The sequence below is a fragment of the Billgrantia endophytica genome, from assembly GCF_002879615.1.
In the GTDB taxonomy this organism is placed as follows: domain Bacteria; phylum Pseudomonadota; class Gammaproteobacteria; order Pseudomonadales; family Halomonadaceae; genus Halomonas; species Halomonas endophytica.
In genome coordinates, this window is record NZ_PNRF01000028.1 from 287,899 (window position 1) to 308,118 (window position 20,220).

Below are 20,220 nucleotides of genomic sequence, written 5' to 3' on the forward strand. Positions count from 1 at the left end.
CGATGACGTCGCTGAGAATTCCCCTGCTGTCCCTGGGCCTGTCCCTGATGCTTGCCGCCTGCTCCGGCCTGCCCGCCGTTCCCGAGCCGCCCGTCGGCGCCACGGCGCCCGAGACCTGGGAACATGCCGGTGAACAGGCGAGCGCCGCCTGGCCCGAACCCGGCTGGTGGCGCGCCTTCGGTAGCGGTGAGCTCGAGGCGTTGATCCGGCGTGCCGAGGATAACAGCCCCGACCTGGCCGCGGCGGCGGCCCGGCTGCGGCAGGCCGAGGCCCAGGCGCGTATCGCCGGGGTGGCGCTGCTGCCTGGCGTCGACGCCGGCCTGGAGGCCGGGCGCAGCGGCGTGGTGGGCCAGGGCGGCGGCTCGGAGAACTACGGACTGAGCCTGGGAGCCAGCTACGAGACGGACTTCTGGGGTGGCAACCGCGCCCGGCGCGATGCCGCCGAGGCAAGCCTGCTGGCCAGCGCCTACGACCGCGAGACCGTGGCCCTGACCCTGACCGCCGGGGTGGCCAACGCCTACCTGCAACTGCTGTCGCTGCGCGAGCGGCTGGAGATAGCGGAGCTCAACCTGGCACTGGCCGAGGAGGTGCTGCGGGTGGTGGAGGCGAGAGTGGACAGCGGCGCTGCCGCACCGCTGGATCTGGCTCGCCAGCGCGGGCAGGTGGCGCGCCAGCGCGGCGCCATGCAGCCACTGCGCCAGCAGGAGCGCGAAGCCGTTGCCGCCCTGGCGCTGCTGCTGGGTGAACCGGCGCAGCAGGTGCGGGTGTCGACCCAACTGGTGGATCTCGAGGTGCCGGCGGTGATCGCCGGGTTGCCCTCGGAACTGCTGGTGCGGCGTCCCGACATCCGGCGGGAAGAGGCGCGGCTGGCGGCGGCGGTGGCCGACATCGCCGCCGCCCGGGCCGACTTCTTCCCCAGCCTGCGTCTGACGGGCTCGCTGGGCACCCGCAGCGAGCAGTTCGTCGAGCTGCTCAGCGGCGATACGCTCTATGGCCTGGCGGCATCGCTGACCCGCCCGGTATTCGATGGCGGCCGCCTGCGTGCCCAGGGCGAACTGAGCGAGGCGCGCTATGAGGAGCTGCTGGCTCAATATCGCGGCACCACCCTGCAGGCCTTCTCCGAGGTGGACCTGGCGCTCGCCGGGATCGAGAGCCTGGCTCTCCAGGCCGAGCAGCAGGAGCGGGAGCTGGACGAGACCCTGCGTGCCTTCGTCATGGCGGAAACGCGCTACCGGGAGGGTGCCGACGACCTGCTGTCGCTGCTGGAGGCCCAGCAGTCCCTCTACCAGGCCCAGGAGAATACCGGGCTGCTGCGCCTGGCGCGGCTGCAGGCGCTGGTCGGCCTCTACCGAGCCCTGGGGGGCGGCTGGAACGAGACGGCGTGACGGGCAGGTTCACGAAAATCATGGGCGGTTTGCAGGGCCGAGCCGAATAGGTGGCTTATTTTTGCATGGCCAGCGCGTGGGCTATCTGGAGGTTTGCTCCCGCCACCCTGGGCGGACATGCAATGTTTCGCCGAATGAAAGACAATAAGCCGGTTAACAATCGACAGGCATTCCGCGAGGCGACATGAATCCCACCATCGAACTGCTGAAATCCCACCGCTCGATTCGCAAATTCACCGACCGGAAGATCGCTCCCGAGCTGCTGCGGGAATTGATTCGCGCCGGCCAGGCTGCCGCGACGTCCAGTCACGTCCAGGCCTACACCGTCATTCATGTGAAGGACCCGGCCAATCGGGAGATGATCGCCGAGCTGGCGGGCGGCCAGGCCTACGTCGCGACCGCCTCCGATTTCCTGGTGTTCTGCGCCGATATGAAGCGTCCCACCGAAGCCTCCGAACGTACCGGCGCCAACGTCGTGCGCGGCATGACCGAGCAACTGCTGGTGGCCAGCGTGGATACCGCCCTGATGGCCCAGAACGTTGCCATCGCCGCCGAATCCGAGGGGCTCGGCATCTGCTATATCGGCGGCATTCGCAACAACCCCCAGGCCATCAGCGACCTGCTGCGGCTGCCGGAGCACGTCTACCCGGTGTTCGGCATGTGCCTCGGCTACCCGGCCCACGAGCCCGACGTCAAACCGCGCCTGCCGGTGGAAGCGATCCTCAAGGAGGACCACTACATCGACGACAGCGAACAGGTAGCCGCCTTCGACGAGGCCATGCAGGCCTACTACGGTGAGCGCAAGGGCGGCAACAAGGACTCCAACTGGTCCAGGAACCTGACCCCGCTGTTCGACAGCAAGCTACGCGCCCATATGCGTGACTTCCTGACCAAGCGTGGCTTCGAGATGAAATAGCGGTTGGCGCCGACGCCCGGCTGGGGATCGTCGCTACCCCACATCGGCCGAGAAGGCCACGTCGCGCTGTGCCTCGAGGGCGTACAGCCGCTCTTCAAGGGCTTGTTTGATGCCCGTATACGCCGAGCTGCCGAGTGCCAGCCGCAAGGACGGCGTCGCCTCGTCGGCGGCGGCGATCATGGCATCTACCGTTCTGGCGGCATCGCCCTTTATCTCGAAACTGCCGTCTGCCAAGGCACGTTTGATATCGCCTGCCGGCGTTGCGTCATAGACATCCATCGGTGTGCCTTGCACGAGCCCGGAGGCGAAATCGGTCGCGGTGGGGCCCGGTTCGACGAGGATGAAGTCGATCCCGAACGGGGCCACTTCCTGTGCCGTCGACTCGACGAAGCCCTCGATGCCCCACTTGGTCGCGTGGTAGAGCGAAAAGTTGGGATAGGCCTTCTGCCCGCCTTCCGAGGAGACCTGCACAATACGCCCGCCGCCCTGGGCGCGCAGGTGGGGTAGCACCGCGCGGATCAACTGGATCGAACCGGTGAGATTGGTGGCGATCTGGTGGTCGATCTGTGCGTCGCCGAGCTCTTCGGCGGCGCCGAAGAGGCCATACCCGGCGTTGGATACCACCACGTCGATTCTTCCCATCTGGGCGAAGGCCTGGCGGGTGACCTCGCGGATCCCCGGCACGTCGGTAAGGTCGAGTGTCAGCACCAGGAGGCGTTCGCCATGTACCTCTCGCAGTTCATCGAGCACGCCCTCACGCCGTAGCGTGGCGACCACGCGGTCGCCGCGCGCCAGCAGGCGCTCCGTCATCAGCCGGCCGAGGCCCGTGGAAGCTCCGGTAATCAACCATGTCTTGCTCATCGTTCTGTTCCTTCCTTCGGGTGAATTGACGAATCCATGGTGGCGCTTCCGATTGGAAAGAAGAAGTCGTCTAATATGGCATGAATAAGTGAGAGGAATTCACCAATGATCAAGCCGACTCTGGCCGACCTGGACGCCTTCGCGGTAGTGGCCGCCGAGCGCAGCTTCCGGCGCGCGGCCGATCTGATTGGCGTCTCGCGCTCGGCACTGAGCCACCGAATGCGGAACCTGGAAGAACAGCTCGGCGTACGGCTGTTGCACCGCACCACCCGCAGCGTTTCCCTCACCGATGCCGGTAACCGATTCCTGGTGCGGATAACGCCTACCCTGAGGGAGTTGAACGCCTCGCTGGACACCCTGGCCGACGACCGCGGCGAACCCAGCGGTGTGCTGCGTATCAATGCCAGCAAGGGGGCGGCCCGGCTGCTGCTTGCACATGTCGTCCCCGCTTACCTGCGCCAATATCCGGCGGTGGAACTCGATCTCGTCTGCGAAGGGCGGCTCGTCGATATCGTCGAGCAAGGGTTCGATGCCGGGGTGCGGCTGGGCGAGGCGGTGCCCCAGGACATGATCGCGGTGAAACTGGGTGGCGCCATGCGCTTCCTGGCGGTGGCCTCGCCGGACTACCTGCGCCGCTTTGGTACGCCCGGCGTTCCCGACGATCTTCACAAGCACCACTGCGTCCGCCAGCGGCTGCCCAGCGGAAAACGCTACCGCTGGGAATTCGAACGGCGAGGGCAGGAGATCGTCATCGACGTGCCCGGTACGCTGACGCTCGACGACAACGACCTCATGGCCGAGGCGGCGGCCGACGGCCTCGGTATCGCCTTCGTGCCCGACGTCGTGGCGCGTGACCGGCTCGCATCGGGCCAGCTCGTTGCCGTGCTGGAAGACTGGAGCCCGCCGTACCCCGGCCTGATGCTCTACTATCCCGGACACCGCCACGTGCCCACGGCGCTGCGTGCCTTCATCGAGCTGCTGAAGGTGCCAGATGTTCAGGCTGGTATGTGCATGGCTCAGGCCGCCGATAGCCGATAGCCGTTAGCCATTTCCGCAATAATGTCCAAGCTACCGCCTTGGGCTGGGCCTAAGCTATGCCATAGTGGCGCTCAGGGAGGTGTGGCATGGCCAAGCAATCCAGCCGGTTCGACTACTACAAGAGCCGGCAGATACCCAAACTCACGGTGCTCCAGGCGTCGCTGAGCGACTTCAGCTACGACCGCCACGCCCACGAGGAGTACGCTTTCGGCGTGACCCTCGCCGGGCGTCAGGACTTCTTCAGCGGCGGTGAGTTTCACCGCAGCCCGCCAGGCAACGTCATCCAGTTCAACCCCGAGCAGGTGCACGACGGCCACCCGGGCGACGACACCACGCTGGGCTACGTGATGATCTATGTGCCCTCCGCCCAGCTCGAGGCCTCGTTCGCCGATGCGGTGGGGTGCGAGCGTGCCGCTCGGTTCCACGGCAGCGAAACCCTGCTGGCCGACCCCGAGCTGCGCCACGCCATCCTCGATCTGGCGCAATGGATGATCCACCGGCAGGGCACGCGCATCGACCAGGAGCACGCACTGCATCGCATGGCGACCCGCCTGGTGCAACGCGCCGGCAAGTTCCAGCCCAGCGGCAGGGTGAGCCGCCCCGATAGGCTGCTGCTGCGTGCCAAGGAGTACATCCTCGCGCACCTGGAGGCGGATCTCTCGCTGGCCGAGATCAGCCAGGCCGCTCACCTCTCCAAGTACCACTTCCTGCGCTTGTTCCGGCAGCAGTTCGGTATCACGCCGCACCAGTACGTGCTGAGCTGCCGGGTCAATGCCGCGCGCGGCGCCCTGGAGGCCGGTGTGGCGCCCATCGAAGTAGCCTTCCGCTACGGCTTTACCGATCTCAGCCACTTCAATCGCCGCTTCAAGCGCATCTACGGCAAGACGCCCTACCAATACCAGCGCAGCGTGACGTAGCGACCCGAAATCCCGGCCGTTCGGCTACCCACAACGCACCATCTATCGGAGAGACTCCCATGGAGATCGTCGCCTATGCCCTGGGCGTCATGTACACGCCTGGGCCCGTGAACCTGCTCGGCCTGAACGCCGGCCTCAACGGCCAGGCAAAGACAGCGCTTGGCTTCTTCATCGGTGTGGGGCTGGCCATGCTCACGCTATTCCTGCTGTTCGGCTGGGCTGGGGCGGCCTGGGTGCGCGGCGACATGCTCGCCGTGGTGGGGGCGGTGGGGTGCGGGTACATCCTCTACCTGGCGATCAAGGTCGCCCGCTCCACCATCGACCTCGGTGCGGTTCGGCACACGCCGCGCGTGCTGAGCTTCCGCGATGGCCTGATCATGCAGCTCTGCAACCCCAAGGCCATGATCGCGACCCTGCCGATCGCCACCATCCAATTCCCCGCCGCCGGCATCCACGGCATAAGCCTGCTGCTCTGGTCGCTCGGGCTGGCCGCGCTGGCCTTCGGTGCCCCCGGCAGTTACGCGCTGATGGGCGCCCTGGTTGGCCAGCGCCTCGCGAATCCCTGGCTGCTGAAGGGCTTCAGCCTCGCCATGGCGGCGCTGCTGGTGTGGGTCGCGATCACCATCGGCTACGAGCACGTGTGGCTGCCGCTGGCATCAACCGCAACTACACCTGCCACAAGCTGCGGGCTGTGCGTGTAATGGATAGCTAGGCTTCGCCGAGAAAATCCTGTCTTTATACTGAAGGTTTGGATCAGGAGAGCTTCACCTCCCATAGCCTTACCTACGACGCTACGCTGCGTAATCTTGAGCTCATCGGTGAAGCGGCAACTCGCATTCCCGATGAGGTTCGTCAGCAGTATCCGGAAATACCCTGGCGGTTGATCGTTGCCACCAGGAATCGCCTGATACATGCCTATCTGGGGATTGATGACGATACCGTTTGGAGCATCATTCAGGATAATATTCCCGAGTTGTTGGAACAGTTACTTGTGATCAAAACCCAAAAGTTGGGCGAGCAATAAACACATCACCCCGTGCTATGGGGCCATTGCTTCATGGTAAGTCGCGCTAGAAGTCATCATCCAGAGGGCTCTTCCTGCTTACGGCTGGCACGCTTGGGCAGCAATGTCAGCCACTCCAACTGATGCCAACCTACGAAAGCTTTGCCCAGGCTGCCGCCGAGCTGGAGCCGCACATCTGCTTCGCCAAGCTCGACATCGAGGCGGAGCCGTACCTGGCGGTCTAGGCCTTTTCTGATACCGCAGCGGTCAGCGCGTCAACTGGCCCTTGGTAATCGCCGCGCCGAGACGATATTGGCGCCGGTCGAAAGCGTTGCCTCACCAATGCCGGGAATGCGCAGTGGCAGAGGAACTGTCGCCGGCAGGTCGAGGGCGGCAAGGACAGCCGTGAGTTCGACGGCCGCCTCGACGGGGCCAACGCCGGTCATGAAAGGGTCGAAACGCTGCTTGCCTTGCCATGGGATACGTCGTTTCAGTGTACTGACTTAATGGGGTGTCCACTGCTTCTGGGCAAGGCCGATTCGGGTTTTTCCGCGAAAGGGTAGAGGATGACCGTAGCGGGCGATAACCTGCTGGTTGCACACGGCGTTGCCACCAAAAGCGGCAGCGCCTCGCAATACCGGAGGTCATCAAGATTAGAGGAGGCGCAGCATGGACCGATTCACGGGCGGTTGCCTTTGCGGTGACGTCCGGATTGTGGCGACGGGGCGCCCCTACCGGGTTGGCCTTTGTCACTGTCTCGACTGCCGCAAGCATCATGGGGCTCTTTTTTACGCTTCCGCGGTATTCCCCCTGGAGGCGGTGACGATCGATGGCGAAACACGCGACTACGCCGGGCGGTTTTTCTGTCCCCGCTGCGGTTCGTCCGTTTTCGCACTCACCGCAGGCGAAATCGAAGTGCATCTGGGAGCCTTGGATGCCCCTGACCAACTGGTGCCAACCTATGAAAGCTGGATCGTCCGTCGCGAGTCCTGGTTACCGCCGTTTCCGTTCACGAGACGATACGAGCGTGATCGTGACGCTACGGGTCGCGTTGAGGAAAAATGCCCGCACCGGCGCGCACCTCCCGCTCATTGAAGCCCTGTCGGGAGGTGCTATCAGTGACAAAGTTACATAGCGGGAGATACCTTGGCCGAGGTTTCTCCCTCAAGCTCCTGGAGCAGGTCCCAGTCGTCAGGTGCCGCAACACGCTCGTATAAGTCGATAGGTGGGAAACGCGAAGGAACGGTCCGGTTGTCGGCGGCAGACGATACTGCCGCAAAATCGACGTTAATTTTTAACGTTCTGTCTGAATCAGGTTGACAGGTTCCGATACTGACAAGGGTGCGGTGGCCAGCATTCGCAAGTGGTTGGAAGAGAACGGAGAGACATCGTGATCTTTCTATGTAAATAAAAGGGATGATTTCTTTCTTTTGGGGTGGCCATCGACAGACTAGTCGACACGATCTATAGTAGTTATAGGTAATACCTTTTGCTACGGAGGTCAGCATGGCAAAACCAACATCCATCAAACTCGACGACGATCTGAAAGGGCGGGTGCAGCATCTGGCCGACGCCCGTCAGCGCTCGGCACACTGGCTCATGCGTGAGGCCATTGAGCAGTATGTGGAGCGAGAGGAAAGACGAGAGGCGTTCAGGCAGGACACGCTCAACGCTTGGGAGGATTACCAAGCGACTGGCTTGCATGCGACCGCTGACGAAGTGGAGCAGTGGCTGGTCAGTTGGGGGAAGGATAATGAGGTGTCGGCCCCAACATGCCACAAGTGATCTTTTCCCCGGCAGCAGTCCGGGATCTGGAGCGACTGCGTGAGTTCCTACGGACGAAGAATCCAGCAGCAGCCGAGAGAGCCGCTAAGGCGATCATTCAGGGCATCCAAGAGCTTGGAAAATTCCCACATATCGGCCGCCCGATTGATGACCTACCCGAGGAATACCGGGATTGGCTGATTGATTTTGGTGATAGCGGTTACATCGCACGGTACCGTCTCGATGGGGACGCTGTGGTGGTACTGGCCATCCGTCACCAGAGAGAAGCCGGCTTCTGACGGGCAAGCAATCGATAGCGTGCCTACTCACCGCCACAGTCTCGCGTGGCTCCCAAACGGTCTTCAGGAAGCGCCTCAGCGAGGTCCACCTCGATACCCGCCGTCAGGCGCTCGGCCTCGGCAAAGGTCTTGGTCGGGGGCGTGAAGAGACATGTCTCTATCCTTTGCTTGCCATACCTATGTGGCAGGGTATCCAGTCTTGGCATGGCTGCCAACATGAGATCATCATGTAAAGAAAACCAAGGTTTTCTGTCGTTGGCACCATCCGCAAGCCAAGCTTTGATCAAGGATTGATAGGGCATGTCGCGCTTGTTGGCCTCGATCTTGATCCGGTCGAGTAGCGCTTCAGGCAGATGGGCCTCGCTTGACCCATGAGCCGAATCGGCTGACAGTTCGGCTCATAAGGTGCAAGCGCCAGGACTACTACCGGGTGCTCGAAACCAGCCAGCGTGGCACGACGGATCTCAGCGACTGGCTGGCCTGGTTTCTCGATATCCCGCTGCAGACTTTGGAGGATGCTCTCGCCGACATCGAACGTACCCTGGCCAAGGGCTGCCTGGAGAAACCACCGGGGGGCGTGCGCTGTACCGCGCTCATCCTTCGACCCCCTCCCGTCCCATGGCCTCAGGCATTGCTCGCGTTGCCGACCGTCTGGATGACCTCGAACCCTTCGAAGTTCGGCGGGCCGAGGTAGAGCCCCTCGCGCTTGCTCTGGCCGGCATTGGCGTGCGCCTTGCGGAATGCTTCGGAGTGCGTCCAGGCCTCGAAGTCCTCGCGCGAACGCCAGATGGTGTGGGAAGCGTAGAGCACGTGGTCTTCCTTCTCGGGGCCGCGCAGCATGTGGAACTCGACGAAACCGGGCAGGTCCTGCAGATGGGTCTCCCGCTCCAGCCAGATCTGTTCGAACTCGTCCGTTCTCTCGGGGTTGACCCGAAAACGGTTCATGGCGATGAACACGGTGCTTGCTCCTTGTGGTCAGGCGGATAAATGGTATCCAGATGACGATGACACCTTCACTGGCGGTGGGCAAGGCGGGGTGTGTCGGGACGCTCGCTGCTCGTATAGGCGCGTTGGCTAGAAGTCATCGTCGATGGGCCCTTGCTGCTGACGGCGGGCGCGCTTGGGCAGCAACGTCAGCCGTTCCAACTGGGTGGAATGCTCGCGCCGCAGGGTGTCGATGCTGTCGGTGAAAAGTGAGACGCCGACCAGCGCCGCCGCTTCGAAGTAGGTGCCGATGGCCACTTTGGGTGAGCCCTTGGCAACCTGGCGGATCGTGACCACGCCGACGCCAACCCGCTCGGCGAGCTCGTCTCGGGTCCAACCCTTGCGTAGCCGTCCCTCCTCGATCAACCCGGCGAACAGGCGCAGCGAGAGGGAGGCTTGGGGACTGAGGGTGACGTGTCTGGTTTTCATTCCGACAGTATAGTATCGGTTTGTGGCGTTATCGATACTATAATGCGGCTTCACTCGCCCGGCATCAGGTGTGCCGTTTTCGCCATGCAGCCCCGCCAATTCCACCAGCAGTCAGCGCTCCAACAGGCCTTCGGCGAGCGCCTCGCCGAGGCGGTCGACGGCGGAGGCCAGCTTCTCATCGATGACATGGAGAGTCTCCGTCCAGTCATCGATGTGGTGCAGTTCCGCCTTGCCGTCCGAAATGCCGCGCAGCACGATCAGCGGTACCTCGAAGCGCAGGCAGGCGCGCAGGCAGGCATAGCTTTCCATGTCCACCATGTCGGCGGCGATGGCGTCGTAGGCCGAGCCCGAGACGATATTGGCGCCGGTCGACAGCGTGGCCTCACCAATGCCGGGAATGCGCAGCGGCAGAGGAACTGTCGCCGGCAGGTCGAGAAAAGGTGTGGCACCCTTTTCGAAACCCAGCGGGGTGGCGTCCATGTCGCGGTAGGAAACGGAGGTCGCCTGATAGATTTCGGTCTGTTCGAGAACCCGGCTGCCGGCCGACCCCAGCGAAACCACCAGATCAGGCAGGCGTTCGCGCTGGGCGAGGGCGGCAAGGGCAGCCGTGAGTTCGACGGCCGCCTCGACGGGGCCAACGCCGGTCATGAAAGGGTCGAAACGCTGCTTGAGATGCGGGCCGTATTCGGCGTCGGCCGCCATCACGAAGAGGATGTCGCGGCCGCCCAGCCCCGTCAGCTTGGCTTCGCCGAATGCATCGGCCCGGGAGTGAGGAGTAGTGGAGTGATTCATCGACGCTGCTTGCCTTGCCATGGGGTGCTTCGTCCCAGTGTACTGCCTTAATGGTGTCTGCCTATCAGTCGATTGGCTCGACGAGTTCGTCCCGAGTCCAGCCCCCCAGCCCGATTGACACCGTGGCGCTTTCCAGAGAGGCTAAGGATTGCGCCGCACAGGCGTCCCCGTCCGCGGAAAGGGCTGCGCCCATCGCTTCACCCCGACTGATACCATACGACTTCCCGGCCTGCCCGGCGGACACAGGCGCATGGAGGGAATCGTATGACCACGCTCTCCCGGCGTGACGCCATGACACACGGCCGCTTCAACCTCGAACAGCAGCGCAAGCGTGCCAAGGAACTGCTCAAGGCCGCGCGCGCCGACACACCGGACGCCCTGGCACGTATGCTTTGCCACATACCACCCCGCGAGGCGCCCCTGCGACTCGCCGATGCCCAGTTCGTGATTGCCCGCGAATGCGGCTTCTCCAGCTGGACCAGGCTCAAGGCGCACATCGAATCGCTCGACGCCTCGCGACGCCTGGTGATCGATCATGGCGACCGCGACATGGTCACACTGCACATTCGCTGTGGCTCGGATATCGAGCACACCCTGCGTACCGCCGGTTTCCAGGGTGACTTCCTGGAGTTCTCCGACCCCTACTGCGTCGGACCGTTGTGCGACCTCCCGTCCGAAGAACTGATGCGGCTGCGGGCGCGTTTCCTGGCGGACGTCTCAGGCATGGCCGAACGAGATGCCCTGGCGCGGCTGCGCAAAGGCTACGCGGCATTGAACGACCTGGAGCGCTACGAGCGGGTGGTGCTGTGGTTCGAGCATGACAGCTACGACCAACTGATCCTTGCCTATCTGCTGCATCGTCTGCGGGCGAACCCGCCTCGGGCCAGGATAGAGCTGGTGGCGGTGGAGTCGATTCCTGGCGTGGAGCGCTTCATCGGCATCGGCCAACTCTCCCCGGACCTGTTGGCCTGGCTATGGCGGCAGCGCCGCCCAGTGGAAACACCGCTGCTTGAACTTGGCACACGCGCTTGGGAGGCCCTAACGGCAGACCATTCCCCGCCACTGGAAACCCTGATCGCCACCGGCACCCCGGCCCTGCCCATGATGGGGCGGGCGCTAGCCCGTCACTTGCAGGAACTGCCCGCGCCGGACACCGGCCTGGGGCTGACGGAAAGGCTCACCCTCGACATCGTACGCGACCATGGCCCGCTGCCGGTGGGTAAGGCGTTTTCCTATCTGATGCGCGAGTACGAGCCGCTGCCTTACCTGGGCGACCTGATGTTCTGGTGGCTGCTTCAGCCGCTGATCAGCGCACCGCAACCGGCTCTCGAAATCAGTGACACCCAGCGGGAATGGCCTCATCGCCGACTCGCCATTACGGAGTTGGGTCGGGCCATCCTGAAAGGGCAGCGCTCATGGCTAGATATCACCACCAATGAGCGTTGGGTTGGCGGTATTCGGGTTTTTCCGCGAAAGGGTAGAGGATAGCCGCAGCGGGCGATAACCTGCTCGTTGCACAAGGCGCTGCCGCCATAAGCGGCAGCGCCTCGTAATACCGGAGGTCTCCAAGTTTAGAGAAGATGCAGCATGCGGCACAGCTCGGTACGACCAGCAGCCACCAGCTGCTTAGATTCTGGCCGCTATGGGTGACTGGCTTTCCACTGCCGCGGCGATTGCCCGGATTGCGCCTTGAACGCACGAGAGAGCGCGGCTTCACTGCCGTAGCCCACTTCGGTTGCGATCGCTTTCAGAGGTCGTCCGCGCCGCAAGGCCTTCTGTGCCAGCCGCACGCGCCAACCTTGTAAATACTGCCCTGGGGTAACACCTACCGTCTCGCGGAACGTCGTGGCGAATACGCTGCGCGACATGCCGGCAACATTCGCTAGTTCGTCTAGTGTCCACTCCTGCGCTGGCATCTCGTGCATAGCCACCAGTGCGTTGCGTAGACGCGGATGTGATAACCCGGACAACAGCCCTCCCTGCACTTCACCGCTTTCCATCAATTGGCGCAACACCTGGATCATCACCACCTCGAACAGGCGCTCAATCAGTGCGATGCGTCCGCATCGCTGCTCGAAAGCCTCCTCGAACAGGAGCGACAGCACCGGCTCGGCGCCGACAATATCTGCCAGCGGCAAGCAGACAACGTCAGGTAGCGCCGATGCGATCGGATTGCCTGCACCGCCCTCGAACGACAGGTTCGCGCAGACCATGTCGGCACCACGTTCAGGGTCGGTGATGAAGCGACGCGTCAGCGGCCGTGGAAACAGCAGCAGGCTCGGTCGTTCGACGCGCAACAACGTTCTGTCGTACTGCACCTCGACGGCACCTGTGCGCACCAAGTGCAACTGTCCGTTCGTGCCATCACTTTCCAGTGTGTTGAAACCGCACAGCGCACCAGCATTGAACACCTGCGCGTTCACTGGGAAATGCACCATCAGTGCCGCGAGCCGGTCGGCCATATCCGTACTCCAGATCAAGTTTTTAGGACTTTACATCACCAATAGTATCTAGCGTGCGCGCAAACTACATCTCACCGGGCAATACCCACCCGGCCACCCGACGTAAGAGGAACTACCGCCATGAACACCACTATCCGCACCCTCACTGCCAGCATGCTCGCGATCACCCTGCAGGCCGGCGTTGCCGCCCATGCCGCCCATGCCGCGCAACCAGTCACGCCCGCGCAAATCGCAGCCGGCGCCACCGTAGAAGGCAACACCATCGTTACTGCCGACGGCGTGCGCCTATACTACAAAGACTGGGGCCCGAAAGACGGCCCAGTCGTCACCTTCAGTCACGGCTGGCCGCTTAGCGCGGACAGCTGGGAATCACAGATGCTATTCCTGGCCGACAAGGGCTACAGGGTGATCGCCCACGACCGCCGCGGGCATGGCCGCTCCAGCCAGCCCTGGGATGGCAACGACATGGACCACTACGCCGATGACCTGGCCGCTGTGATCAATGCCCTCGACCTGGAGGAGATCACTGCAGTCGGATTCTCCACAGGCGGCGGCGAAGTGGCACGCTACATCGGTCGCCACGGTACCGAGAGGGTCAAGAAGGCCGTACTGGTCAGTGCCGTGCCGCCGATGATGTTGCAGACTGCCGACAATCCGGACGGTCTGCCGATCGAAGTCTTCGACGGTATCCGCAAGGCTTCGCTGGAGAACCGCTCGCAGCTGTACCTCGACCTCGCATCCGGTCCGTTCTACGGCTTCAACCGTCCGGATGCCAAGGTCTCGCAAGGGCTGATTGACAGCTGGTGGGCACAAGGCATGCAGGCTGGCCACAAGAACACCTACGACTCCATCGCGGCGTTCTCGGCCACCGATTTCCGAGAGGACCTGAAAAAAATCGACGTGCCCACGTTGGTAATCCACGGCGACGACGACCAGATCGTGCCGCTCGATATCTCTGGAAAGGCGTCCGCCGCGCAGATTGAAGGGGCGAAGCTGATCGTCTATCCCGGCGCCCCGCATGGCCTGACCGATACACACAAAGAACGCTTTAATCAGGACCTGCTGGACTTCCTCAAAGATTGAATGGACTGATTCATCGCGCCGACCGTGGGCTGCCCCACGGTCGGCTTTTGCCGTTTCCTCGTGCTGCTCAGATCGCTGTTCTCTATCGAGATGCAACGCTCCATGGCGCGCGGCAGGAGGCGATGAGGCTGCCGGCAAGCAGTATGTCTGGCATTAGGTTTGTGAAGGGCGCTGACCGGTTCAAGGATGAGGAGCCGTGAAACATGAGAAAACTCAAGATTCGAGTGGGCAAAACTGAGCAATCTTTAGTAGGCTGAGTGTTACTGGATGTATCCATTCGGATGTAGGCGTCGCCACCGGGCGACTCTAGCAGCCCATCGCCAAGCAGGCGGCGCCACGTGGTACTGCTAGGCGGTAGCGTGCTCGCCGATTGGAAAATCTATACCGGACGGGGTTCCTGCCAGTAGGACATCTGGTGGAAGGGGCTTGCGACCGGCAGATATCGACCCATAGCGGACATGCCGACAAATTCAGCATGCGCGTTAATCCTTGTTAAGCCGCTCAAAGAGGACCCCTCCATGCCAGCCCAGAATCGAGAAGAGCAACTTGTAGCATCTGGCCGGGGAAAGTGGTCGAAGGCTGGTGTGCCCCATAAAGGTTGGCAGTGCGTCGATATCGAGGATCTCGGCGAACCACAGGTAGAGTGTGGGATGTGCGAATGTCAGACGATTCGGTACGTCCACCATATGGAGCATCCCAACTACCCAGAAGTTTTAGAAGTTGGTTGCATCTGTGCCGGTCACATGGAGGGTGACGTTGCTGCGGCTAGGACAAGGGAATCGTCCATGAAAAGCCGTGCAGGTAAAAGGAAGCGGTGGCTTTCGAGAAAATGGAGGAAATCAGCAAAAGGTAACCCGTGGATAAAAACCGATGGATTCCGAGTTACCGTTTATCGCCGTGGTACAGGTTGGGCAACTACAGTCAGTTCGGAAGATAATTCGCTTGTTCAGCACAGCAGAAGGAACTACAAAACGGAGGATCAAGCTAAGTTGGCTGCATTTGATCATATCACGCGCCTCTTGGCACGAGGGACTTAACAAGGTGGACAACGGGATGCCAACTACGCTGCGCTCCGTAAGCGCCTATTACCACTGTCATTATACGGTATGAAGGATTACCTTCAAAACATGAATAACCACTTCCGTCCGACTGGCAGAGAAACATTCTCTGACCAAGGTGTCGCTCATGACCTAAAAGGGGTAAATCTGCGAAACAAGCAGTTTGAGCGCTTGGTTGCCAAAAAGAAACGCTTCACTGACTGTGACTTTAGTTACTCTCAGTTTGAATCAGCTTACTTGCATAATTGTGTTTTCGATTCGTGCAAATTTGTCGGATGCAAATTTACGCACTCAAATCTTCGGGGTAGTAAATTCGAAGGCTGCGAATTTGATTACGCAGAATTCTCCCAAACGCAGGTTGAGCCAGAAATTCTCGATACGGGGTGCCCCGGACGAGAGAACCTTCAGCAGAAATTTGCTAGAACGCTTCGGGTTAATTTTCATCAAGTTGGGGACACAGTTTCGGCAAACAAGGCAATTAAAATTGAGTTAGAGGCAAGCCGCATTCATTTGTACAAGGCATGGCGATCTCGCGAGTCCTACTACCGTAAGAAGTATCCAAGTGTAAAGCGAGCCGAAGCATTCTTTGAGTGGTTCGAGTTTGTACTGCTTGATTTTCTCTGGGGGAACGGCGAAAGCTCTGTCAAGCTACTTCGAACATTACTTTTAGTGCTTTTCGCCATCGCAATGGGTGAGGTTTATTTTCTTAAGGACATGAAGCTTCTATATGGTTATCTTGAGGCAGCAAAACATGCTCCACAAGTATTCCTTGGTATTGTACAGCCAGACGGGTTTTCAGGTTTGGTTTTAGCGGGTATCGCAGCCATAAGGTATGTAATGCTCGCTTGTTTGGTCTCAATTCTAGTTAAACGTTTCAGTCGACGATAATGCATATATACGCTTTTGGCTCCATTTGTCGCGGTGACATTTCTGTTGACTCAGATGTCGACCTTCTCGCGGTTGTGCGAGGGCGTGATTCTCGACTCAATCCAGATAAATTTTCGATCTATTCGTACACTCGAATTCAGGAGCTTTGGGAATCCGGCAATGCTTTCGCTTGGCACCTGTCTCTCGAAAGTCGCCTGATTTACAGTGCCGATGGAAGTGATTTTCTTAAGAGCCTGGGGGCACCGGCCAGATACTCTGGAGGACTAGATGACTGCGCAAGATTTCGAGATATCTTTAAGTCATCATTCCAATCTATCAGGGCGGGATCACCCAGCCTAGTGTTTGAGCTTTCAACAATTTTTCTAGCTCTGCGGAATATCGCTACATGTTATTCGCTTGCGAGGACGAGCAGTCCAACCTTCGGAAGGGATTCTGCAAGGAGACTTGGGTCAAGAAGTTTGGATATTGCGGATGAGGTTTACTATTTGCTGATGCAGGCCCGCATGCTGTCTACGCGGGGAACCGGAGAGAACATCGATGATATTGATCTGTCGGTTGTAATACCTGAGCTGGAGCAATGCCGCTCTTGGATAGATGAAGTATGTTATGAGGTGGAGCTTTATGGATGAGTTCGTAAGTCGCATGGCGACTCAACGACAGGTTCTGGGTATAGTCAACTCAAGGCTCGGGCTTCATGAGAAGTTGTTCGGGCTGTCTTCAAACGCTATTGATCGTTGGGCTGTAACCAATCAACTTGGCCCTTCTTCGGAAGTGGTCAAGTTGGTAAAGAATATTTCATCAGAGCTCTTTTTTATGGCTACTAGTAGCCAAGAGCCTGTAAGTTGTGAATATGAGATAAGAAAAGAAAAAATAATTGAGGCGATTGCTGAATTAGAGAACTCCGTTTAAAAAATGGCTGTTGTCAGACGCACCTACGCTACGTTCCGATACGCAGCAAACCGGGCACTAGCAGTTTAGGAGGTTTTTATGTCAAAAGTGAGAGATCACAAGCTTACCGTTTTAAGAGACAAAAAAACTGTTATTACTCGTGCTGCATTTTGGAAAGTACCTCACCACTCTCGTCCAGACGAGGTCCACCTCAAAGTTGGTCGGTATAAAAAGCCAGAAGGAATATTTGATCTAGAAGCTGTGGAGAGCTTAGAGCCAAAAAGCGAATTAACGCTTGACGGTGAAGAGTTTCAAAGTCTTGTGGTTTTCATTCAGGAAAATTATGAGCCTTTTAAGCATGGCGCTAAAGCATTTATACCCTTGGACAATCCATACGACATATCTATTGCTCAGCAACTTAAGCAGCTCTTGGGTGAAAGTGAAAAGTCTGAAATGCTCAATTTCTTACTTGAGAACAATGTGGTGCCGGAAGAGCTGGAGGTCGGTCTATCCCATGCTCGCCGTTTGAGAGCGATAGGCGAATTTAACGCTCTTCTTGAGTCTGACCATACCGAAAATAAGTGGCAGGAATGGTTCGAAAACAACAGCTGGGTGTTGGGAAGTAACTTCGTGAAAGTGTTAGATGAGAGAAATATTGACACAAGAAATATCTCAGATTTTTTGATGCAGAGTTATGATGGCTTTCTCGACATAGTAGAGATAAAACGACCAAAGGGAGGGCTTCAATTTTGGCATAGCTCGCTCGACCATGGTAATTATATTCCGCATTCTGACCTTATAAAGGCTATCACTCAAGCAGCAAAATACATACATGAGGTCGAAAGAGAGGCCGATAGCATTAAATTCTTTGAGCGCGTGGGCGGTATTAAGACGATAAAGCCACGATGTACATTGATTTATGGCAGATAAAACTGCTGGGATGAAGATCAACAAGAGGCGTTTAGGATTTTGAATTCAAGTTATCACAACCTGACTATTATGACGTTCGATCATGTTCTTGCGCGCGCCAAGCGAATACTCGATAAAAGGTTCTAACCTATTGGTGTTGATGGAAATCTTTCTAATGGTCCGCTGCTCCAAAAGTTGCCGCAAAGCTACGCTTTATTCAGGCCTTGCTAAAAGGCCGCTCTTGGCCGGATCGAGAACTTTTGGCTATGCTGTTGTGGTGGTTGATGAAATTGCCGACCCAGTGCCGACCTTGCTGAGAATACTCTTGGCGAATCTATCTATGTTAAGTGCCTATGAAACTCTATAAATTTCGTTCTCTTGCTAACATTGAATACACGCTCGACATACTGTTGAATGAGCGATTGCATTGTGCATCATATAAAAAACTCAATGATCCCTTTGAGGGGGTTTTTCTATCAGTTATGCATGTTGGCGGCTTACTTAATAGTGGGCCTCTGAATTTTGCACCACTCGGAGGCCACCGTACCGTTAAGAAGCCACAATCAATATCTGAGCTTCCTATTCCTGGTGGAACACGAGTGTGCAGTCTTTCTGCAGAAAAGTCTGACGTGCGTATGTGGTCCCATTACGCGGGTGGTCATACCGGAATAGCAATTGAAATAGAATTGGAAGTGGATGCGAAATTTTTGTATAAGGTTGATTATGTTGATCAGCTAAGAGAGTTTTCTTGCTCTCTTTTGACTGCACCTGAATCATACGAGATACTGAAGATAAAAAGCAAGCATTGGGAGTATGAAAAAGAATATCGGATAATATCGGATGAGGGTTTTTTCTGCATTTCCGGAAGGATTTCTGGAATCCACTTGGGCCTCAGAACATCTGAAAATATGCGGGAAATGTTGTTGCGTGTTATAGGTAAATCCTTCCCTATATATTCCACTAAGCTCAATGAGCGAGAAATAGCAGTTGAGCTTAACAAGCAGATTAATTAAGTTGCTTTGCGCTAGGCGATCGGGATGATTGGGGAGGTGCTAAATTTTCTCACGCGTGCTGTTGGCGTTATACGGGGACTCTCTGGTCGTCTTCTTCTGGCCGAATGTGACTGCTTGACCCTGAGCAGTTACTCAGCTACCAACAGCTCATTCCTAGCTAGCGATATATGTCGCTAGAGTCGAAGTGTCTCCGTGCCCATGCTTGCCACATGATATAAAACAGAAATTTAATAATCTTCCGCAGCATCCGGACTGATTCCCTAGGAAGAAAGTTTCTGTTGGTTCAGTAGCGCCGGTGCTTCCTTTTCATTAATGACGATTTCACCATTTATTATGTAAACTTCGATCTCATCTTTATTGGCAAGCTGTGATAGGAAGTCAAAGCTTTCCAGCTTGGCATCAAGCAGGCCATTGAGTTGCACCTCGATGTCGGCAATTGTCTCGATCTGCCGAGAATGCACTTTCTCCAAATCCTCAATAGTCCAGTTGCCCATGCCGTAGCCGTTTTGGTGTTGGAGGATGAGCCTTTCGTATTCCTTAACCCCTTCCTTGTGCGCCTTAATTCTGCCTTCAAAGACTCTGTAGATTGTGTCTTTCACTCGGATGACCGACTGCTTGCTGCGCTCGATATTGCTTGGTGAGTAATTTCCGCTCAGAACTATTTGGCAAATTTTTCCGGCAACAAACCGCTCATAAGCGGCAAAGACGTTGTGCCTCATTATCTGGCGCAAGAACTCAATCGGGTCATAGCTAGATTTACCCCAGTTCGGACCCTGAACTTCAACATACACGCCATTGAAAGTACTGTGCGGCACGGGTTTGGTTTGGCTCTCTCTAGCCAGCTCCTCCCGCATGATGATCAAAAGCTCAAGGCACTCATCAGTGTTATTCACCATTCGGGACAGATTCAAACGAATCATGTCTTGATCCATTTCAGGGATGCTCTCAAAGCAGTCCAGGATCACCTCGGATATTCGCTCAAGCTTCGCGTGATCGCCAACGATCTGGCGATTTCTAATGTCTGCACATACGTTGGAAATCTATTCAAGGCGATTCTGAATTGCGCCGTACATTCCCATCGTCAACAGCATGGGCAGAAAATTAGACGCAACCGGAACATCAATGCGCTCAAGTCCCGCTGCGGCTACGATTTGGCCCTTCTCAACGACGCTGGTTGTGTTCAGGCCGGACAGCTCGCCCGAGCCAATAGTCATCAGGCTTTTTGGCGAGCCTTGCTTAAAAACTACGCGATAGAAGTCCTCGCCGGTTGAACCTCCGATGCTTTTGAGAAAATAGCGATTTAACTCTCCACCCCAAGGCGCATTCATATAGTAAACTGGATTACTAATGATTTTCTTTAGTTGAGGTGCGCGTTCAAATAGTATTTCGATGCCCTTTTCTCACTCTTTCAGCTTTCTCTCTTCCACGGGTAGTGCCTCCAAAAAAGTTAGTGTACTTGATGAAGATAAAAAGATTGTTGGTAACCAGCACTTCTGCACCCGATGTCGGGAATTGCCGGATGCAGAACTCC

25 protein-coding genes and 1 pseudogene are annotated in these 20,220 nt (G+C 58.0%); 16 read left to right on the top strand and 10 right to left on the bottom strand.

All coding sequences use genetic code 11. The features are described 5' to 3' along the window. Positions 1–2 precede the first annotated feature (2 nt). Together C1H69_RS14595 and nfsA are read left to right on the top strand one after the other, a co-directional pair. The gene (locus C1H69_RS14595) at positions 3–1,385 is read left to right on the top strand and encodes an efflux transporter outer membrane subunit (protein WP_205738493.1); all 1,383 of its coding nucleotides are present in this window, start codon (positions 3–5) and stop codon (positions 1,383–1,385) included. A 184-nt stretch (positions 1,386–1,569) separates the two neighbouring features. Further along, positions 1,570–2,301, top strand: a complete 732-nt coding sequence (gene nfsA, locus C1H69_RS14600; protein WP_102654106.1) for an oxygen-insensitive NADPH nitroreductase — start codon at positions 1,570–1,572, stop codon at positions 2,299–2,301. A gap of 33 nt (positions 2,302–2,334) precedes the next feature. Here nfsA and C1H69_RS14605 read toward each other — a convergent pair whose 3' ends face one another. Continuing rightward, positions 2,335–3,162: an SDR family oxidoreductase gene (locus C1H69_RS14605; RefSeq protein ID WP_102654107.1), complete on the bottom strand. Its 828-nt coding sequence runs from the start codon at positions 3,160–3,162 to the stop codon at positions 2,335–2,337. A gap of 105 nt (positions 3,163–3,267) precedes the next feature. Between C1H69_RS14605 and C1H69_RS14610 the strand changes: the two genes are divergently transcribed. From C1H69_RS14610 to C1H69_RS14625, 4 genes are all read left to right on the top strand, one after another. Continuing rightward, a complete protein-coding gene (locus C1H69_RS14610) occupies positions 3,268–4,200 on the top strand; it encodes a LysR family transcriptional regulator (RefSeq protein WP_102654108.1) in 933 nt (310 codons plus the stop codon). Between the two features lie 86 nt (positions 4,201–4,286). Beyond that, the gene (locus C1H69_RS14615; protein ID WP_102654109.1) at positions 4,287–5,117 is read left to right on the top strand and encodes an AraC family transcriptional regulator; all 831 of its coding nucleotides are present in this window, start codon (positions 4,287–4,289) and stop codon (positions 5,115–5,117) included. Between the two features lie 59 nt (positions 5,118–5,176). Beyond that, positions 5,177–5,818: a LysE family translocator gene (locus C1H69_RS14620; protein ID WP_240609960.1), complete on the top strand. Its 642-nt coding sequence runs from the start codon at positions 5,177–5,179 to the stop codon at positions 5,816–5,818. A 47-nt stretch (positions 5,819–5,865) separates the two neighbouring features. Continuing rightward, on the top strand, positions 5,866–6,141 hold the full coding sequence (locus tag C1H69_RS14625) for a HepT-like ribonuclease domain-containing protein (RefSeq protein ID WP_102654110.1): 276 nt from the start codon (positions 5,866–5,868) through the stop codon (positions 6,139–6,141). A gap of 254 nt (positions 6,142–6,395) precedes the next feature. On the opposite strand, the gene C1H69_RS14635 is transcribed toward C1H69_RS14625, so the two are convergent. After that, on the bottom strand, positions 6,396–6,566 hold the full coding sequence (locus tag C1H69_RS14635) for a nucleoside phosphorylase-I family protein (protein ID WP_205738494.1): 171 nt from the start codon (positions 6,564–6,566) through the stop codon (positions 6,396–6,398). Between the two features lie 223 nt (positions 6,567–6,789). Between C1H69_RS14635 and C1H69_RS14640 the strand changes: the two genes are divergently transcribed. The 3 genes from C1H69_RS14640 (at position 6,790) to C1H69_RS14655 (ending at position 8,183) form a co-directional block, all read left to right on the top strand. Continuing rightward, a complete protein-coding gene (locus tag C1H69_RS14640) occupies positions 6,790–7,215 on the top strand; it encodes a GFA family protein (RefSeq protein WP_102654111.1) in 426 nt (141 codons plus the stop codon). Positions 7,216–7,626: 411 nt separating this feature from the next. After that, on the top strand, positions 7,627–7,905 hold the full coding sequence (locus C1H69_RS14650) for a CopG family ribbon-helix-helix protein (protein WP_102654113.1): 279 nt from the start codon (positions 7,627–7,629) through the stop codon (positions 7,903–7,905). After that, positions 7,893–8,183 carry a type II toxin-antitoxin system RelE/ParE family toxin gene (locus C1H69_RS14655; protein WP_102654114.1) on the top strand — a complete coding sequence of 97 codons (291 nt, stop codon included), beginning with the start codon at positions 7,893–7,895 and terminating at the stop codon, positions 8,181–8,183. The genes C1H69_RS14650 and C1H69_RS14655 overlap by 13 nt, the downstream gene beginning before the upstream one ends. Positions 8,184–8,206: 23 nt before the next feature. On the opposite strand, the gene C1H69_RS24180 is transcribed toward C1H69_RS14655, so the two are convergent. The 5 genes and pseudogenes from C1H69_RS24180 to C1H69_RS14680 form a co-directional block, all read right to left on the bottom strand. Continuing rightward, positions 8,207–8,485 carry a hypothetical protein gene (locus C1H69_RS24180; protein ID WP_240609961.1) on the bottom strand — a complete coding sequence of 93 codons (279 nt, stop codon included), beginning with the start codon at positions 8,483–8,485 and terminating at the stop codon, positions 8,207–8,209. A gap of 6 nt (positions 8,486–8,491) precedes the next feature. Continuing rightward, positions 8,492–8,575, bottom strand: a pseudogene (locus C1H69_RS24615) (hypothetical protein); the annotation flags it as partial. A gap of 232 nt (positions 8,576–8,807) precedes the next feature. Then, on the bottom strand, positions 8,808–9,140 hold the full coding sequence (gene hmuQ, locus C1H69_RS14670; protein WP_102654115.1) for a heme-degrading protein HmuQ: 333 nt from the start codon (positions 9,138–9,140) through the stop codon (positions 8,808–8,810). 117 nt (positions 9,141–9,257) lie between these two features. Beyond that, positions 9,258–9,596, bottom strand: coding sequence for a helix-turn-helix domain-containing protein (locus C1H69_RS14675; RefSeq protein WP_102654116.1), 339 nt, complete (start codon positions 9,594–9,596; stop codon positions 9,258–9,260). 111 nt (positions 9,597–9,707) lie between these two features. Then, positions 9,708–10,388, bottom strand: coding sequence for a 5'-methylthioadenosine/S-adenosylhomocysteine nucleosidase (locus tag C1H69_RS14680; protein ID WP_102654117.1), 681 nt, complete (start codon positions 10,386–10,388; stop codon positions 9,708–9,710). A gap of 264 nt (positions 10,389–10,652) precedes the next feature. On the opposite strand from C1H69_RS14680, the gene C1H69_RS14690 reads away from it, so the two are divergent. Then, on the top strand, positions 10,653–11,876 hold the full coding sequence (locus C1H69_RS14690; protein WP_102654119.1) for a DUF1835 domain-containing protein: 1,224 nt from the start codon (positions 10,653–10,655) through the stop codon (positions 11,874–11,876). A 152-nt stretch (positions 11,877–12,028) separates the two neighbouring features. Here C1H69_RS14690 and C1H69_RS14695 read toward each other — a convergent pair whose 3' ends face one another. Then, positions 12,029–12,850 (bottom strand): AraC family transcriptional regulator, encoded by an 822-nt coding sequence (locus C1H69_RS14695; protein WP_102654120.1) that lies wholly within the window; start codon positions 12,848–12,850, stop codon positions 12,029–12,031. Between the two features lie 120 nt (positions 12,851–12,970). Here C1H69_RS14695 and C1H69_RS14700 point away from each other — a divergent pair, with 120 nt between their 5' ends. From C1H69_RS14700 to C1H69_RS14730, 6 genes are all read left to right on the top strand, one after another. Then, positions 12,971–13,933, top strand: a complete 963-nt coding sequence (locus tag C1H69_RS14700; protein ID WP_102654121.1) for an alpha/beta fold hydrolase — start codon at positions 12,971–12,973, stop codon at positions 13,931–13,933. A 1,127-nt stretch (positions 13,934–15,060) separates the two neighbouring features. Continuing rightward, positions 15,061–15,879 (top strand): pentapeptide repeat-containing protein, encoded by an 819-nt coding sequence (locus tag C1H69_RS14710; protein ID WP_165789492.1) that lies wholly within the window; start codon positions 15,061–15,063, stop codon positions 15,877–15,879. Further along, a complete protein-coding gene (locus C1H69_RS24620; RefSeq protein ID WP_102654124.1) occupies positions 15,879–16,508 on the top strand; it encodes a nucleotidyltransferase domain-containing protein in 630 nt (209 codons plus the stop codon). The genes C1H69_RS14710 and C1H69_RS24620 overlap by 1 nt, the downstream gene beginning before the upstream one ends. Continuing rightward, positions 16,501–16,788, top strand: coding sequence for a hypothetical protein (locus C1H69_RS14720; protein WP_102654125.1), 288 nt, complete (start codon positions 16,501–16,503; stop codon positions 16,786–16,788). Before C1H69_RS24620 ends, C1H69_RS14720 begins: the two co-directional genes overlap by 8 nt. Positions 16,789–16,866: 78 nt before the next feature. Then, positions 16,867–17,697: a Shedu anti-phage system protein SduA domain-containing protein gene (locus C1H69_RS14725; protein ID WP_205738495.1), complete on the top strand. Its 831-nt coding sequence runs from the start codon at positions 16,867–16,869 to the stop codon at positions 17,695–17,697. Positions 17,698–18,029: 332 nt separating this feature from the next. Next, positions 18,030–18,689, top strand: a complete 660-nt coding sequence (locus tag C1H69_RS14730; protein WP_102654126.1) for a DUF2971 domain-containing protein — start codon at positions 18,030–18,032, stop codon at positions 18,687–18,689. A gap of 260 nt (positions 18,690–18,949) precedes the next feature. Here the strand turns inward: C1H69_RS14730 and C1H69_RS14735 are convergent, their stop codons facing one another. Together C1H69_RS14735 and C1H69_RS14740 are read right to left on the bottom strand one after the other, a co-directional pair. Then, a complete protein-coding gene (locus tag C1H69_RS14735; RefSeq protein ID WP_133154979.1) occupies positions 18,950–19,609 on the bottom strand; it encodes a hypothetical protein in 660 nt (219 codons plus the stop codon). 120 nt (positions 19,610–19,729) lie between these two features. Beyond that, positions 19,730–20,017, bottom strand: a complete 288-nt coding sequence (locus C1H69_RS14740) for a hypothetical protein (protein ID WP_102654128.1) — start codon at positions 20,015–20,017, stop codon at positions 19,730–19,732. Positions 20,018–20,220: the final 203 nt, after the last annotated feature.

Bases quoted from the DNA above. Each gene is read 5' to 3' on its own strand.
- C1H69_RS14605 (WP_102654107.1), bottom strand. From the start codon at position 3,162: ATGAGCAAGACATGGTTGATTACCGGAGCTTCCACGGGCCTCGGCCGG.
- C1H69_RS14595 (WP_205738493.1), top strand. From the start codon at position 3: ATGACGTCGCTGAGAATTCCCCTGCTGTCCCTGGGCCTGTCCCTGATG.
- C1H69_RS14740 (WP_102654128.1), bottom strand. From the start codon at position 20,017: ATGAATGCGCCTTGGGGTGGAGAGTTAAATCGCTATTTTCTCAAAAGC.
- C1H69_RS14675 (WP_102654116.1), bottom strand. From the start codon at position 9,596: ATGAAAACCAGACACGTCACCCTCAGTCCCCAAGCCTCCCTCTCGCTG.
- C1H69_RS14700 (WP_102654121.1), top strand. From the start codon at position 12,971: ATGAACACCACTATCCGCACCCTCACTGCCAGCATGCTCGCGATCACC.
- nfsA (WP_102654106.1), top strand. From the start codon at position 1,570: ATGAATCCCACCATCGAACTGCTGAAATCCCACCGCTCGATTCGCAAA.
- C1H69_RS14710 (WP_165789492.1), top strand. From the start codon at position 15,061: ATGAATAACCACTTCCGTCCGACTGGCAGAGAAACATTCTCTGACCAA.
- C1H69_RS14725 (WP_205738495.1), top strand. From the start codon at position 16,867: ATGTCAAAAGTGAGAGATCACAAGCTTACCGTTTTAAGAGACAAAAAA.
- C1H69_RS14635 (WP_205738494.1), bottom strand. From the start codon at position 6,566: ATGACCGGCGTTGGCCCCGTCGAGGCGGCCGTCGAACTCACGGCTGTC.
- C1H69_RS24620 (WP_102654124.1), top strand. From the start codon at position 15,879: ATGCATATATACGCTTTTGGCTCCATTTGTCGCGGTGACATTTCTGTT.
- C1H69_RS14735 (WP_133154979.1), bottom strand. From the start codon at position 19,609: ATGATTCGTTTGAATCTGTCCCGAATGGTGAATAACACTGATGAGTGC.
- C1H69_RS14655 (WP_102654114.1), top strand. From the start codon at position 7,893: ATGCCACAAGTGATCTTTTCCCCGGCAGCAGTCCGGGATCTGGAGCGA.
- C1H69_RS14720 (WP_102654125.1), top strand. From the start codon at position 16,501: ATGGATGAGTTCGTAAGTCGCATGGCGACTCAACGACAGGTTCTGGGT.
- C1H69_RS14640 (WP_102654111.1), top strand. From the start codon at position 6,790: ATGGACCGATTCACGGGCGGTTGCCTTTGCGGTGACGTCCGGATTGTG.
- C1H69_RS14730 (WP_102654126.1), top strand. From the start codon at position 18,030: ATGAAACTCTATAAATTTCGTTCTCTTGCTAACATTGAATACACGCTC.
- C1H69_RS14610 (WP_102654108.1), top strand. From the start codon at position 3,268: ATGATCAAGCCGACTCTGGCCGACCTGGACGCCTTCGCGGTAGTGGCC.
- C1H69_RS14690 (WP_102654119.1), top strand. From the start codon at position 10,653: ATGACCACGCTCTCCCGGCGTGACGCCATGACACACGGCCGCTTCAAC.
- C1H69_RS14650 (WP_102654113.1), top strand. From the start codon at position 7,627: ATGGCAAAACCAACATCCATCAAACTCGACGACGATCTGAAAGGGCGG.
- C1H69_RS14695 (WP_102654120.1), bottom strand. From the start codon at position 12,850: ATGGCCGACCGGCTCGCGGCACTGATGGTGCATTTCCCAGTGAACGCG.
- C1H69_RS14680 (WP_102654117.1), bottom strand. From the start codon at position 10,388: ATGAATCACTCCACTACTCCTCACTCCCGGGCCGATGCATTCGGCGAA.
- C1H69_RS14620 (WP_240609960.1), top strand. From the start codon at position 5,177: ATGGAGATCGTCGCCTATGCCCTGGGCGTCATGTACACGCCTGGGCCC.
- C1H69_RS24180 (WP_240609961.1), bottom strand. From the start codon at position 8,485: ATGCCCTATCAATCCTTGATCAAAGCTTGGCTTGCGGATGGTGCCAAC.
- C1H69_RS14615 (WP_102654109.1), top strand. From the start codon at position 4,287: ATGGCCAAGCAATCCAGCCGGTTCGACTACTACAAGAGCCGGCAGATA.